Origin of the sequence: Streptomyces sp. CHD11 (assembly GCF_018638295.1) — a bacterium.
Taxonomy (GTDB): domain Bacteria; phylum Actinomycetota; class Actinomycetes; order Streptomycetales; family Streptomycetaceae; genus Streptomyces.
Genome location: NZ_JABTTS010000003.1, coordinates 125124 through 139684 on the forward strand (window position 1 = coordinate 125124; position 14561 = coordinate 139684).

Below are 14561 nucleotides of genomic sequence, written 5' to 3' on the forward strand. Positions count from 1 at the left end.
GGCTTCGGCTTCGGCTTCGGCTTCGGCTTCGGCCCAAGGCTGCACGTCCCGCTGTGCCACGTCCGCGTGTACGTGGCTGTGCGGATTCGCCCGTACTCCGACAACGGCTCGGCCGAGCGAGCGCGGTTCGTCCGACAGGATCCGCGGCCGCGGCTGTCTCTTCCCTACGACATACGCAAACGACCAACCGGGAGTACGTGTCAGCTGATCCGGAGACCGACCGCCAGGGTCAGTTCAAGGGACCGGTGTGGCGATGCGAGGTCCGGAAACAGCTCCCGCAGCTGCGACATCCGGTACCGGACTGTCTGGGGATGGACGAACAACTCCGCCGCCACCTCGTCCCGCCTGCCCTGGTGCAGCAGCCACGCCCGCAACGTCTCCTCCAGCCGCCGTGCGGTCGCGACGGGCAGGGTCCGCAACGGTGCGAGGGCTCGGGTACGCAGGTCTGTGAACGCGTCCATGTCGGCGCTCAGCACCAGCTCCGGCAGGTGCTCCTCGGTGTCGCGAATCTCGCAGGAGAGGGAGCGGGCGCGTACGGCTCGTGCGTACGAGGCGGACGCACGAGTCCATGGCCGGGCCGGGCCGACCACGGCGGTGCGGTCGGTGAGCTGCCGCAGGAGATGTGATCGGTCGGCATCGGGGACGAGTAGCACACCGGTGGAATCCGGCAGATCGTCGAGGACGAGGGTGCTCGGGTCGAGCGTGCGGTAGGCAGGGCGAGCCTGTGCGGCGGGCAGCAGGACCGCGGTCAGCGAGACAGGAGGCTGCCACCCGGCCCTCTGGGCAGAGGCCAGCAGCACGTCCGGGCTCGCGTCGGCGAGGAGGTCACGGGCCAGGAGTTCCAGGTGGCGCTCGTGGGCCCTCCCCCGGGCTGCCAGTTCGTCGGCGTGGCCCGCGGCGCTCGCGGCGGAGAGCTCGTCGATGTAGGCGAAGGTCAGTTCGGCGAACTTGGCGACCTCGGCGGCGGGCAGACCTGCGGGTACGGCACCCGCGGCCAGGCACCGCCAGGCCACGCGGGCGCCGACACGGTAGGCGCTGAGCAGGGCGTCCATGGAACGACCGTCGCGCACCTCGCCGCGGCCCAGCTCGTAGGCTGCGTCACCGGCGTCGCCGCCTGTGGCGTTCCCGCTCGCGAGGTCCAGGTAGTGGCCCAGGGCGGTGCGGACGGCTCGGCGGATGGTGCCGCCCATGCGGCCCGAAAGGGCGTTGGCGTAGGGAGGGACCTCGTCGATGATCGCCTGGACGACCTCGTCGGCGGTGGTCTTCAGCGCGGCCCGAAGTGCGGTGACCGTCGTCTCGTCCAGGGCCAGTTCGCTGGCCCTCCGGATTGCATGGCTCACGTTCTGTTCCCTGCGAACAATCTAGCCGATCAGATTTACGTCCTGCGGTCAGGACTTTACGCCTAGAGGCGCAGCAAGCTGGAGTCATGACGAGTGCAGCCCTCCGCAGCAGGGCGTGGAAACTGCTCGAGATGGTCACGACGCCGCTGCTGCCGTCGGACTACCTCGACCTGGTCAGCCCGCTGCGTGCGGGCGCTGACCTACGTGGGCGCATCGAGGCCGTGCACCCCGAGACGCGTGACGCCGCGACTGTCGTGATCAGGCCGGGACGGGGCTGGCGCGGCCACACAGCCGGTCAGTACGTGCGGATCGGGGTCGACGTCGACGGGGTGCGCCTGTGGCGTGCCTACTCCATCACCTCGCCGACAAACCGCCGGGACGGCCGCGTCACGATCACCGTGAAGGCGATCCCGGACGGCAAGGTCAGCAACCACCTGGTCCGCGGGGCGAGACCGGGCACGCTGATCCAGCTCGACCAGCCGACCGGTGACTTCGTGCTGCCGCGGGTGAAACCCGCCAAGGTGCTCTACCTGACGGCCGGCAGCGGCATCACGCCCGTGATGGGCATGCTGCGCGACACCGGGTTCGACGACGTCGTCATGGTCCACTGCGCGCCACGGCCGCAGGACGTGATCTTCCGCAGCGAACTGCACGGCCTGGTCGCGGACAAGAAGCTGCGGCTCACCGAGGTGCACACCGACACGGACGGCATGCTCGACATCGCCCGTCTCGACGAACTCGTGCCCGACTGGACCGAGCGCGAGACCTGGGCCTGCGGGCCCGCCGGTCTGCTCGACGCCGCCGAAAAGCACTGGGCCGAACACGGCGTCCCCGAGCGCCTGCACACCGAACGCTTCCGCCCCAGCATCGTCGTCGCCGGCAACGGCGGCGAGGTCACGTTCAGCGTCACCGGCAAGACCGTCGACGCGGACGGTGCCACGCCGTTGCTGGACATCGGCGAGGAGGCCGGCGTACTCATGCCCTCCGGGTGCCGCATGGGCATCTGCTTCGGCTGCGTCACGCCGCTCAAGGCGGGCGCCATCCGCGACCTGCGCACCGGCGAGATCACCGAGGCCGAGCCGGGCGTCCTCATCCAGACCTGCGTGTCCGCCGCGGCGGGCCCCTGCGACATCGAACGGTAGGAGCACCTTGACCGCCATCGACCCCACCGCCCACCTGACCGCGGAGCAGATCGAGGAGCTGGGCCGCGAGCTCGACGCGATCCGCGACGAGGTGATCGCCGACCGCGGCGACAAGGACGCCGCCTACATCCGCAAGGTCATCTCGGCCCAGCGCAAGCTTGAGCTGGTCAGCAGGGGCGTGCTGCTGTTCTCGATCTTCCCGCCCGCGTGGCTGCTCGGCACCGCCGGGCTGTCCGTGGCGAAGATCATGGACAACATGGAGATCGGCCACAACATCCTGCACGGCCAGTGGGACTGGATGCGGGATCCGAAGATCCACTCCACCACCTGGGAGTGGGATCATGTCTCGCCGTCCGAGCAGTGGAAGCACTCGCACAACGAGCTGCACCACACGTACACCAACGTGATCGGCAAGGACAACGACCTCGGCTACGGCATCATGCGCGTCGACGAGGACCAGAGGTGGCACCCGTTCCACCTCGGCCAGCCGCTGTGGAACTTCATCAACGCCTGCTTCTTCGAGTACGGCATCGCGGCGTACGACCTGGAGCTCGGCAAGAACCTGCACAAGCGCCGCCGCAAGAATCCGGAGTTCCGCGCGCGGGCCAGGGCCGTGGGCCGCAAGATACGCAAGCAGGTGCTCAAGGACTACGTGATCCACCCGCTGCTGTCAGGCCCGTCGTTCCTCCCCACGCTCGCCGCCACCTTCACCGCCAACGTGGTCCGCAACGTCTGGACCCACTCGGTGATCATGTGCGGGCACTTCCCCGAGGGCGTACAGGTCTTCGAACGCCGATCGATCAACGGTGAGACGCGCGGCCAGTGGTACCTCCGCCAGATGATGGGCTCGGCGAACATCAGCGGCAGCAAGGCCATGCACTTCATGACCGGCAACCTGTCGCACCAGATCGAGCACCACCTGTTCCCGGACCTGCCGAGCAACCGGTACGCCGAGGTCGCGGTGAAGGTGCGCGCGCTGTTCGACAAGTACGAGCTGGAATACGTCACCGGCCCGCTGCCCAAGCAGGTGTTCTCCGCGTGGCACAAGGTCTTCCGGCTCTCGCTGCCGAACAAGAAGCCCAAGGTCAAAACGCCGGACCGCGAGCAGGAACTCGTCGCCGCCTGATTTCCGGTACCGGGTCGGATCTCTCGGCCGTACCGGCGGCACCGCCGGGACCGGTGAGCTCCGTCGCGAACGGTGGGCGACCGCGACGTCAGGCCGTAGGGCACGGGACCCGGGGCAGCCAGTTGGTACCTGGACGTGCGCCGGGAGCTCGGCACCCAGCCCTCCGCAAGGTGCTGTAGTGCACAGACCGCCATGGTCGGGCCGGTAGTCGGGGCGCACACTCGGTTTGCCGACATGCAGGCGGGGTGGAAGGCGAGGGCTGTGGCACGGACACTGCCGGAACCGGTATCGCCGCCCCTGTGCCCGACCCCGCGCCGCTGCCGAAGTGGGCGGGTGAGCCGCAGCGGGACGGGGGCGGGCCCTGGTCAGTTACGGACTGATCTGATCGCGGCGGCCAAGGGTGGGAGCATCAGGCCGTCGGCCATGGTCTCCCCTCAGTACGGTTCACCGGCCCCGCCCTCGCCTGAACGGACGGTTGCCGTCAGCGTGTTCGTGGACTGGGCGCCGAGCCTGCCGTAGACGGGCGAGAAGGTCGGCCTGCCCACTCCCTCGGGGAAGAACCGGCAGTGGGCAGGGGACGGTTGCTGAGCTCATGGCCCCTTATCGGGATCGTCCGTTCCCTGGTGAGCCGGCGCCGGTCGAGAACGCGGCGAAGATGTCGAGGAGGCGAAGACGCCGGGAGCGAAGCCGGGCCTTGGCCCCGGTTCCTGGGCACGGGCTATGCGGCTTGCGTCAGCGTAGGTGACGTCGCTCGGAAGGTGCTCTCGTAGGCGATCGGACTGCGGTGTCCGAGGCGGGAGTGACCGCGTCGGGTGTTGTGACGGTGCAGCCGCGGCGGAAGGCGTCGAGGCGGGCCTCGACCTCGGTGGACCAGTGCTTTCAACCCTGAAGCGTCTCGCGTTCGAACGTCGCTTTGGAGGACTCGGCGAGCGCGTTGTCCGCGCTGGAGCCGATCGCGCTCATGGACTGGTGGACGCCGGCCTGACGGGCAGGCGTCGGCGAAGGCCCGCTGGTGTACCGGGCTCCGTGGTCGGCGTGCAGGACCGCCCCGGCGAGGCCGTCGCGAGTACGTTCGGCGGCGGACAGGGCGTCCTTTGATCGGCAGCGACCTGCCGGATCTCGCTACGGGCCACGCCTGGTACAACGCGACCGCGTCTGCCTTGAACTGCGGCGGATAGTTCTTCATGACCACGCCTGGACGAGCGGTGAATGGACGGGTTCCCGTCAGTTCGTCACATGCAGACAGAGGGCAGCGGAGACCTCGACGCGGGTGGCCGTAGCCGCAGCTCGCTTCAGCAAGGCCTGCGGCGGTCTCGACCTCTCGCCCAGAGGACACTCACGACAAGGCCGGGGCCGGACATCGCCGGTGGTGGTGCGGCGCCCTTGGCAGTGGGCCGAACGTCCCGGTGGGCCTCATCGACGCCGCAGACGCCGGTCTTCTGTACAACAGGACACTGCAGTCGTGCGGGGAAGCAGGCACGGCTCAGCGCCGGACATCACTGTTACACACCTACTTCACATAACCTCCATGATCGAGCTCGGTGCGTATTACAGTTTTCTTCGCGCGACCGTCGTCTTGTGTCGCGCGAAAGACAGATGGGCTGGGATCTTTCGCATGCCCAGGTGCGCCGTTGGGGGCTTTATGCAGGAAATGATCATGGGTTCGAATGTGGCCCTGGCGGACCTGAGTGAGGACGTCGGATCAGTGATCGTCAGTCTGGGCTGGGTCAGTCCGACTGGTGAGGGCGACGCGGATGTGTCGGTCCTGCTGCTGGACGCGAATGGCAAGGTGCGCAGCGACAGCGACTTCTACTTCTACAATCATCCGGTGGCCGCTGACGGAAGCGTGCAGCTTCTGGGCAAGACGCCGACGGCGGACGGCAGTGAGGACCGGATCAGCTTCGACCTCACCGCCGTGTCGTCCGGGATCGACCGGATCGTCGTCGCCGCGAGCAGGTATGGCGAAGCCCGCTTCGGTGAGCTGGAGGATGTGAGGATCACGCTGGCCGACGCGGCCGGCGAGAGCCTCCTGCGGTTTGCCGTCGACGATGCCGGCTCGGTGACGGCGGTCATCTTCGGCGAGCTGTACCGGCGGGGTGAGGGATGGAAGTTCCGTGCCGTCGGACAGGGCTACGAAACCGGTCTCGCGGGGCTGGCGACGGACTTCGGCGTGGACATCGAGGACGACGCGGCCACGGAAACGGACGCGGAGCTCGGCGCCGCGGAAGCCGATGAGCAGGTGGATGGGGCGGCTTCGGCGGCGGCCGAGGAGCCGGCCGGGCAGGCGCCGCTGGATGCCATCCCCGCTCCTCGCCTGCCTGAGGGCGAGGCCGATGGGCCGAGGAAGCCAGCCGCCCGCCCTCGCACCGCTAAGAAGAAGGTCACACTGCCCAAAACGGTCAAGAAGACCCTGGCGGAGAACGACTCCTGGAGGCAAGCCAGGCTTTTCCCGGTGTCCGTGCTCAAGAGCGACCGGGACCGTGAGATGCGCGCCACCTCGGTATTGCTGTCGGTGATGGCGCAGGTGCCGGAGTTCAGCAGGAGGCTCACCGCGGGATTCGGTGCTCCGGCGGGTCGTATGGAGACGTTCACGGAGGTCTCACTGCCGCACGGCGACAATCCGCGGCGCCCGGACGGGGTGATCCGGGTGGAGCGGGCCGGCAAGTTGTGGACCGCGCTGGTCGAGACGAAAACCAACGGCAACGCGCTCAAGGCCGATCAGGTGCAGGCGTACATGGACATCGCCGCGCGCCGCGGCTACGAGGCCGTGATCACGCTGACGAACGACGTCGCTCTGGAGGGCAGCCCGCTGGTCGACGTCAAGATCGACAAGCGGCGCAAGCACAAGGTCGCCCTCTGGCACCTGTCCTGGGCAGAAGTCACCCAGCAGGCGCAGATGCTGATCAGGCATGAGGGAGTGGGCAACGCCGCGCACGCCTGGTTGCTCCAAGAACTGCTGCACTACCTGCAGCACGAGAACTCCGGTTGCCACGGCTTCCAGAACATGGGCCCGGCTTGGGTTCCCGTGCGCAACGGGATCGACGATGAAACCCTCTGCCAGGGCGACGCCCGTGCCCTGGAGGTGGTGGAGAACTGGGAGCGGCTCATCCGCCAGGTTTGCCTCAGGTTGGGCGGCGAACTCGGGCAGAAGGTCCTCCCCGTCCAGCGCGCCAAGCGCGGAACGGACCCCAAGGAGCGCCGAAACCGCCTCGCCGACCAGCTCTGCTTGAACGGACGGCTCCGGGCGGAGCTGCGCATCGACGGCATCCCCGGCGTCCTGACCGTGAGCGCCGACCTGCGCACCGGCAAACTCCGCACCGGCATCGACATCCCGGCCCCCGAGCAGGGCTACCCCCTGAGCTGGGCCAAACGACTCGTCCGGCGCCTGGCCGAGGCACCGGCGGACCTGCACGTCGAAACCCTCCTCGACAGCGAGACCGGAGGCCCACGCGGAACCCTGGAACGGCTGCGCCCCGAACCGGCGGACCTGCTGCCCAAGGACAACGCCAAGATCACCGGGTTCCGCTTGTCCCTGCTCAAGAGTATGGGAAGCGGCCGCGGCAACGCCGAGACCGGTTTCATCCGCAGCGTCGACGACGCCGTGGACCGCTTCTACACAACCGTCGTCGTCCACCTGGACACCCCGACAACACGCCGGACGTCCTCCAAGGAGCGCGTGACAGCGGAATGACGCCCGGGCGCAGGCGGCGGCTATACCGTCTGCGCCCGCCGCGAGCCCGTCCTCTTGCAGGAGCCCACACCCCACCCGACCACCGCAAGAGGGTGCTTCGCACAACCCGGCGCCGAACCGCCGGTTTCCGCCCGGTCGTTCAGTCCGAGCCGGCAGGCGATCGAACCGCCCCTGCCGGGGCCGGGGGCTCAGGGGCCGGCCCGGCAGGGCCTGAAGTGTGGCGCCACAGGGGCTGTTCAGGTCACGTACGCTCGGACCCGTGCCCCGTCATCCGAAGAAGCCTCGTCGGCTGATTGCCGACGGGCGCGCGTATCTGTGGACGCTGCGTCACCGCCACAGCGTGGCGGACGGTGCCAGGTCATGTTGTGAGACTCTCACCCTGTACCCGCAGCCGGCCGGTGTCGGCGGCCCACTGCGCATCGTCTTCACCGAAGGACCGGGCCGGTACGTGCCGGGCGGCGCTCCTCTGGGCTCCGGAGACGTGGGATACATCCGTGGCGCCTCCCTGAACCTGCACGAACCCGGCGCCGTCCGGGCCCTGCTCGACGCGGCTGCCACCCGCGGGTGGCAGCCGGAGGGGCGACGCGTGGTGGAGTTCGACGGCTGGTCCCTCCTGGAGGCGGCAGCCGCCACGCAGGCCGGGGCCACCGGCCCCGCGGTAGCCGAAGAGTGGCCTTCGGCAGCCCTCGGACCAGTCCCCTCGGACACCGGTCGGATATGCGTCCACTGGTGGCGAACCCGACTCTGGTCGCGACCCCGCCTGCGGTTCCACTTCACCCGCGCCATGCCCCGGACGGACATCCGTTGCCTTCGCCGACGCCCGGGGCGGCGACGGCAATGCCGCTCGCTCGGTCTGTCCGGCCCCTTTGATCCGTCAGTTCGCGCCCACTGTCACCTCCTGATCACCAACTCGAATCAGGATTTTTCTTCAATGCTCCGCTGTCGGCAGGTGGCATCCTGACTTTCGGCAGAAAGCCGCTGAACACGATGGATGAACATGACGAGGCAAGCCACAAGCAAGATCGACTACTTCAGGTCGGCCGCGAGCGGCGTCGAGTTCCTCCTCGGCCGACTGGACGGGTACCGGTACTCCCCGCACGTGCACGACACCTTTGTCGTCGCGGCACTCTCCCGCGGCGTCGGTGCGCTTTCGATCGGCGGCTGGCCCTACAGCCCACGGGTGGCACAGTTGATCTTCTGCAACCCCTTCGAGGTCCATGACGGCGCGGCCCGCGGCAGCAGTCTGAGCTACCGGGCGAGTTATCCGTCAGAATCCCTCCTGCACGGCATCGCCGCTGAGAACGCGGCGGCGCCCGTGCGCGGGGCCGTCCGCTTCATCACCGAGCCGGTGGTGGACGATCCTGTGGGCGCGGCCATGTTCCTCCAGGCGCACGAGAGTTCGCGGCGCGGTGGATGCGCACTCGAGGCGGAGGAGCGCCTCTTCTCGACGTACGCGTACTGCCTTTCGCGTTACGCGGGCGTCCACTTCGCGGAAGCCGGGCAGGAGGACGGTTCCATCGATCGTGCCGTGACACTGCTGTGCGACGACTACGCCGCCAAAGTGACGCTCTCTGACCTCGTCGATGAGGCAGGCGTGCCACGGCAGCGACTGATCAGCGCGTTTCGCCGCCGGACGGGACTCACGCCGCACGCCTTTCTTCTCAATCGGCGGATCATCGCCGCGAAGCAGCTCCTGCGCCATGGCGAGAAGGCGTCCGCCGTGGCGGCGAGAACCGGTTTCAGCGACCAAGCCCACCTGATCAGGACCTTCAAAGCGCGCATGGGTGTGACACCCGGTGCCTACCAGCAGGCCGTTCGCGAAGGGTGACGTGGCTGCCGCCATCCCCCTCCTTCCCCCCAACGCCCTCACCGTCCCCTTCCTTGGAGTACGCATCATGTCCAAGCGCCTGCCGGAACCGTTTCGCATCAAGGTCGTCGAACCGATCCGGATGACGACGCAACGCCACCGCGAGGAGGCACTGCACCGCGCCGGCCTCAACCTCTTCTCTCTCAGCAGCGACGACGTCTACATCGACCTCCTCACCGACAGCGGCACCGGAGCCCTGAGCGATCGGCAGTGGGGAGGACTCGTCACGGGCGACGAGGCGTATGCGGGCAGCAGGAGCTTTCACCGGCTGCAAGAGACCATCTCCCGGATCCTCGGTTTTCCCCTGACCATTCCCACCCATCAGGGGCGGGCAGCCGAGAACATCCTCTTCCCCGAACTGGTCGCGCGCTGTGGGTCGCCCTCGCCGGTGTTCATATCCAACTTCCATTTCGAGACGACCAAGGCGCACGTGGAGCTCGCCGGTGGGCGGACCGTCAACACCTTGACCCCCGACGCACTGGACACCGGCGCATACCATCCGTGGAAAGGGAACTTCGACATTCCGGCGCTCACCTCGGCCATCGAGCAGCACGGCGCCGCGAACGTGGCCGGTGTCATCGCCACGATCACCTGCAACACCTCCGGCGGACAGCCCATGTCGGTCGCCAACCTGCGCGAGGTGTCGTCCCACTGCCGCGACCTGGGCATTCCTGTCATCCTCGACATCGCACGCTTCGCCGAGAACGCCTGGTTCGTCAGGCACCGCGAGAAGGAGTTCAAGGACAGCGCCATATCCCACATCGTGGCGGAGATCATGGCCTGCGGGGACATCCTCGTCGCATCCGCCAAGAAGGACGGCCTGGTGAACATCGGCGGCTTCTGCGCCTTCCGCGAGGACGGCGAACTGTACCGACGGGCACAGCAGCGCTGCCTGCTGACAGAGGGCTTCATCACCTACGGAGGGCTGGCGGGCCGCGACATGGAAGCACTCGCCATCGGCCTGGAGGAGGCCATCGATCCCGACTACCTCACCTACCGGATCGGACAGGTGGCCTACCTGGGTGAGCGTCTGCGCACAGCCGGCATCCCGATTCAGCACCCCACGGGAGGCCACGCGGTCTTCGTCGACGCCGGGGCCATGCTGCCCCACCTGCCCTACGACCAGTTCCCCGGGCACGCCCTCGCCTGCGCTTTGTACCTGGAAGCGGGCGTCAGGTCGGTAGAGATCGGGTCGCTGCTGCTCGGCCGCGACCCGGACACCGGCGTACAGGAGAAGGCACCACTGGAACTGCTGCGGCTCACCATTCCGCGCCGCGCCTACACCAACGACCACATGGACTACGTGGCCGACGCGCTGATCGAGGTGGCGGTCAGGTCCGCCACGATCCACGGCGTCCGCTTCGACTACGAGCCGCCTGTGATGCGCAACTTCACCGGCCGCTACCGCTGGGTCCGACCAGCCCCGCTGCACGCGACAGCGGCCACGCCAGCATGATCACCGGGTATCGCGTTCGTCACGCCCAGTACGGATCACCACGCCATCAGGGCACGGGGGCTCTCGGCGACGCAGCCTCTACAGGTCGAACTCCAGGTGCTCGATGTCCGTGAACCGGATCTCTTCCAGGCTTCCGGCACGGTGGCCGCCGTCCTGAAAGTACACCTCTCTGAGTCCTTCCGCGGCGATCTGTCGGAGCTGCGGGTCGCCGGCGCCGGCCTGCTGGGCCTCGAAGAGGCGGGCGGCGTACTGGGGCGGGAGCGCGACGGTCAGATGCCGGAGCCGGTCCTCGTCCGTGGAGCCGATCGGCGCGGTGTAGCCGAGGCGGGCGCGGGTGTCGATGACGATGCCGTCGGTGGTCGCTGCCCTGCGCCGGGCTCTGGCACGGATCTGCGGCTGCCACCGCTTGTTCACTTCTCGGTCCAGGCGTGCGGCGAGGTCCGGGCGGGGCTTCTTGATCTGGTTCTTCACGTACCGCTCGACGGTGCGCTGGGAGATGCGCAGCATCTGGGCGACCGCCTTGGTGCCTTTGAGCTGTCTGACCAGGTAGCGCATCTGCGCGGGCGCGGTCTTGGGCGCCGGGCGGGTGAAGGATTTCTGTACCGCGGCGTCGAGGCCGTCCCCGAACAGGCTCATCGTGGCCTTCTCCTACTCTCCGTTGTCGAGGCCGGTGACGGTGCCGTCCTTGATGTAGCGGGCGAGGTTGAGTCCGGGGGCGTTGAACCGTTCGCGGACCCCTTCGCCCCACAGGACGCTCTGGGTGCCTTCGTGTTTGACCAGGCCGGGGTTGACGCCGAGCTTGAAGCCGCCGGGCAGCGGCCTACCGTCCCGGTAGGGAAGGAAGTCCAGCGGCGAGGGTCCGCCCGCTGCGTAGACGACGCAGTCGGACAGGACCGCGACCGGGTACTGGCCGGTGAACGCCGCATGCTTGATGATCTTGCGGTGCAGGTTGATGCGGGTACGGGAGATGACCGCCGCCCGGATGTCGGGCCGCCACGTCGGGCGGGACAGCGCGTGCCACGGCTGCCCGGGCCGCCAGCCCTCGCCCCGGGGTCGTTCGCGCAGTTTGCCCAGGCCGCCCTTGACGGTCGCCTTGATCGCCGAGGCGGCGATCGCCAGCTCGGGGTCGCGTTCCCGATAGCCGTCCATCGCGGCGAGGAAGTCGGCCGGGGCCATGTCGGTGTGGACGCCGAGGTCGGCCATCGTGGCGAGGTAGGCGTCGCGCAGCCGCTGGTACCAGTTGTCCAGGTAGCGGCCGTTGTCGTACCGGACGTACGCCTCCAGCGGACGCACCTCGTAGCCCAGTTCCACCGCGTACGCCACGGTGGGCGTCGCGTACCAGGCCGGCCCCCCGGGGCGCTCGCCCTTCGGTGTGAAAGGGCTGGGCAGCAGACTCGCGTCGAGGTCCGCCCACTTGTCCTTGCCGGCCTTCACCCTGGACAGGTCGACGTGGGAGAGGTCCGCCAGCCATGAGCCGGGCAGCTTCGGGTCGAACACGGGCCGGTTGACGTGAGTGGGTGCGCCGAGGCCGACGACCAGGCCGTTCGCGCCCGCAGCGAAGGCCATGTTCACGTCGATGCCGACCAGATGCCGCAGGGTGCACTCGGCATCCGTCATCGGCCGCGCCCAGTCGTAGGCCTCCTCGAACAGCTTCTCCGCCGGGCCGCGGACGTGGAAGCGCGGCAAGTCTTCGAGGAGCGGGTGCCCGTCCGGGGCCTCGCACGGTGCGCAGTCCACCGGATCCTTGCCGAGCGAGCCCGGATTGTGCTCGGAGTGCCGCTTGCCGTCGGCATCCGGCTCGGAGGCCCGCGTCGGCGGGTGCAGCGCGGTCATCAACTCGAGGCCGGTCACGGCGGTCGATCCGCGCGGGGTCATCACCCGCGACGCGTATACGCCGAGGACGCGGGTGAGCTGTGCCGGCGCGAGCTGTGCGGCGTGCCCCCAGTGGCGGGCGTCGAGGGCGTTCCAGGAGGGGACGCACAGCTGGACGCAGTTGCGCTCCGAGCCCTGTGCCGGGCGGTAGATCCGCGCCCACGGCCCGAGCCCGCGCTTGGTCAGTCTCCAGTCGGCGCGGTGCAGTTGCCTGACGACCTTGTGGTCTTCCGGGACCCGCCCGGCGAGCCGCTCCTCATCGGTGAGCGCGGCCGGCAGACCGTAGCGCTTCAGCGCGGCTTCGGTGAGTACGAGCAGCGGATCGGCGTCCTTGCCGGGGCCGGACAACTTCGGCTGCCCGAGCTTCGCCTCCTTGAGCGTCCAGTCCACCAGGGCCGGGATGGACTTGGAAGGCACGTCCAGGACCAGGCCGCCGGTGCAGTACGCCAGCACCTGGCCGTCGACGACGTCGACGACGGCGAGCGGTCCGTTCTCGAAGCCCGGGTCGGTGCGGTCCGCCGGGGCTCCGGCCGGGGCCGTCTTCCGCGTGCCCGAGCTGCGCCACGTCGACGTGTTTGTGGTGCTGCCCGCCGGACGCGGTGCAGCCCGCTCAACAGTGGCGGACGCGGGGGCGGTCCGGGTGTCCTCGTTCTCAGGCGTGGCCGCAGCGGCCGGGGCCGGGCCTGTGGGCAGAGTCCGTGTCTCCACCAGGTCGGGCCGGCCGGTGAACATGGCCGGCGCCGGGTCCGGGACGGCGGCGGGCGCCGGGTAGAGCTCGGCGAGCTTGTTCAGCAGCCGCGCGTAGGCTTCCCGTTCGGGGCCGCGCGGCTCCACGGGTTTCTTGACCGACTCCCAGCCGGACACCGTCGCCCGGCGTACCTTCAGCACGGCGGACACTTCGTCCAGTGTCAGCCCGTGAGCCTGGCGCAGCCGCTTGCGCTCCTCCGCCGGCGGCAGCGGGGAGCGGGACGCGACCAGCGCGTCGACCGCGTCGAACAACTCGGACATGGAACACCTCCAGGGTGCACCTTACCGAGCAACCGTACGGATGGCGCACCCATCACGTACATGGCGCGCACGTCCTACGTCGGCAGACGTTGGCAGACCTTTCTGGCGGCGTCTGGTGGGCAGGACGGTCAGGGACTTCGATACGCGGTCCTGCCGTACCACCGCCGACCTCAGTTGCCCACGCGACCCGGCGGAGCGGGCGGCGCAGGAGTACCCGGCGAACCAGGCGAGCCAGCCGTCCGGCAGGTCGGGGGCGGGCCCCTGGGGGATCCGCCCGAGCCCTCTGGTGCAGGCGGTGAGGGCTCGGGTGAAGAGCACAGCGGGTGCTGCCGGCAGCGCACGTGTCGTCATCGGGCGTTCACCTGTTCCGTGAGCTTGCCCTTGCGCAGACTGAGAATGCGGTCGGACTGGGCGGCCAGGTGCTGGGAGTGGGTGACGACGACCACGCACTTGCCCTGCTCGTGAGCGAGTTCGCGGAAGGTGTCGATGATGCCCTGGGCGGTGTCCTCGTCGAGGTTTCCGGTGGGTTCGTCGGCGAAGAGGATGTCGACGTCACAGGCGAGGGCGCGGGCGATGGCGACCCGCTGCTGCTGGCCGCCGGAGAGCTGCAGCACGTTGCGAGTGGCCGTCGCCTTGTCGAGACCGGTCCTCTCCAGCAGGTGCAGGGCGCGGGCCTTGCGGCTTCCGGTCGCGGGTCCGGCCCCGGTGATCTCCATGGCGGTGGTGACGTTCTGGAGGGCGGTCATGTAGGTGAGGAGGTTGTACTGCTGGAAGATCGTGGCGGCGTGCTTGTTGCGGTAGCGGCCGAGACCGAGCTGGGTGAGGTCCTGCCCGTCGAAGCTGATCGTGCCCCTGGTGGGGGCGTCGAGGCCGCCGGCGAGGCTGAGCAGAGTGGTCTTGCCGCTGCCCGAGGGGCCCAGGACGGTGTAGAAGGTGCCGCGTTCGAAGGCGTAGTCGATGCTCTTGAGGACCGTGGTCCTGCGGCGCCGGCCGGAGTAGGTGTGGCTGACGTCGGCGAGGCGCAGGACGGGCGGGGCGGCGGTGGCGTTGGTCATGGTG

General features: G+C 68.9%; 9 protein-coding genes and 1 pseudogene. 6 read left to right on the forward strand and 4 right to left on the reverse strand.

The features are described from left to right. Positions 1-200 precede the first annotated feature (200 nt). Positions 201-1340, reverse strand: a complete 1140-nt coding sequence (locus HTV45_RS04155) for a CdaR family transcriptional regulator (RefSeq protein ID WP_215204200.1) — start codon at positions 1338-1340, stop codon at positions 201-203. 86 nt (positions 1341-1426) lie between these two features. Here HTV45_RS04155 and HTV45_RS04160 point away from each other — a divergent pair, with 86 nt between their 5' ends. From HTV45_RS04160 to HTV45_RS04180, 6 genes and pseudogenes are all read left to right on the forward strand, one after another. After that, entirely contained in the window at positions 1427-2482 is a 1056-nt protein-coding gene (locus HTV45_RS04160) for a ferredoxin reductase (protein ID WP_215204201.1), read from the forward strand. Between the two features lie 7 nt (positions 2483-2489). Beyond that, positions 2490-3608, forward strand: coding sequence for an acyl-CoA desaturase (locus tag HTV45_RS04165; RefSeq protein ID WP_215204202.1), 1119 nt, complete (start codon positions 2490-2492; stop codon positions 3606-3608). A 1642-nt stretch (positions 3609-5250) separates the two neighbouring features. Next, the gene (locus HTV45_RS04170) at positions 5251-7299 is read left to right on the forward strand and encodes a TerD family protein (protein WP_215204467.1); all 2049 of its coding nucleotides are present in this window, start codon (positions 5251-5253) and stop codon (positions 7297-7299) included. Positions 7300-7558: 259 nt separating this feature from the next. Continuing rightward, positions 7559-7954: pseudogene (locus HTV45_RS33980) on the forward strand (hypothetical protein); the annotation flags it as partial. Between the two features lie 342 nt (positions 7955-8296). Continuing rightward, on the forward strand, positions 8297-9127 hold the full coding sequence (locus HTV45_RS04175; RefSeq protein ID WP_215204203.1) for an AraC family transcriptional regulator: 831 nt from the start codon (positions 8297-8299) through the stop codon (positions 9125-9127). Positions 9128-9194: 67 nt separating this feature from the next. Then, positions 9195-10622 (forward strand): tryptophanase, encoded by a 1428-nt coding sequence (locus HTV45_RS04180; protein ID WP_215204204.1) that lies wholly within the window; start codon positions 9195-9197, stop codon positions 10620-10622. A gap of 78 nt (positions 10623-10700) precedes the next feature. On the opposite strand, the gene HTV45_RS04185 is transcribed toward HTV45_RS04180, so the two are convergent. The 3 genes from HTV45_RS04185 to HTV45_RS04195 form a co-directional block, all read right to left on the reverse strand. After that, the gene (locus HTV45_RS04185) at positions 10701-11258 is read right to left on the reverse strand and encodes an XRE family transcriptional regulator (RefSeq protein ID WP_215204205.1); all 558 of its coding nucleotides are present in this window, start codon (positions 11256-11258) and stop codon (positions 10701-10703) included. Positions 11259-11270: 12 nt separating this feature from the next. Next, positions 11271-13502 (reverse strand): DNA-binding transcriptional regulator, encoded by a 2232-nt coding sequence (locus HTV45_RS04190; RefSeq protein WP_215204206.1) that lies wholly within the window; start codon positions 13500-13502, stop codon positions 11271-11273. Between the two features lie 347 nt (positions 13503-13849). Then, a complete protein-coding gene (locus tag HTV45_RS04195; protein ID WP_215204207.1) occupies positions 13850-14557 on the reverse strand; it encodes an ABC transporter ATP-binding protein in 708 nt (235 codons plus the stop codon). Between the last annotated feature and the right edge of the window lie 4 nt (positions 14558-14561).

What these genes read in the sequence shown, in the direction of transcription:
- HTV45_RS04180 (WP_215204204.1), top strand. Translation starts at nt 9,195, where the DNA reads ATGTCCAAGCGCCTGCCGGAACCGTTTCGCATCAAGGTCGTCGAACCG.
- HTV45_RS04195 (WP_215204207.1), bottom strand. Translation starts at nt 14,557, where the DNA reads ATGACCAACGCCACCGCCGCCCCGCCCGTCCTGCGCCTCGCCGACGTC.
- HTV45_RS04185 (WP_215204205.1), bottom strand. Translation starts at nt 11,258, where the DNA reads ATGAGCCTGTTCGGGGACGGCCTCGACGCCGCGGTACAGAAATCCTTC.
- HTV45_RS04190 (WP_215204206.1), bottom strand. Translation starts at nt 13,502, where the DNA reads ATGTCCGAGTTGTTCGACGCGGTCGACGCGCTGGTCGCGTCCCGCTCC.
- HTV45_RS04175 (WP_215204203.1), top strand. Translation starts at nt 8,297, where the DNA reads ATGACGAGGCAAGCCACAAGCAAGATCGACTACTTCAGGTCGGCCGCG.
- HTV45_RS04170 (WP_215204467.1), top strand. Translation starts at nt 5,251, where the DNA reads ATGCAGGAAATGATCATGGGTTCGAATGTGGCCCTGGCGGACCTGAGT.
- HTV45_RS04160 (WP_215204201.1), top strand. Translation starts at nt 1,427, where the DNA reads ATGACGAGTGCAGCCCTCCGCAGCAGGGCGTGGAAACTGCTCGAGATG.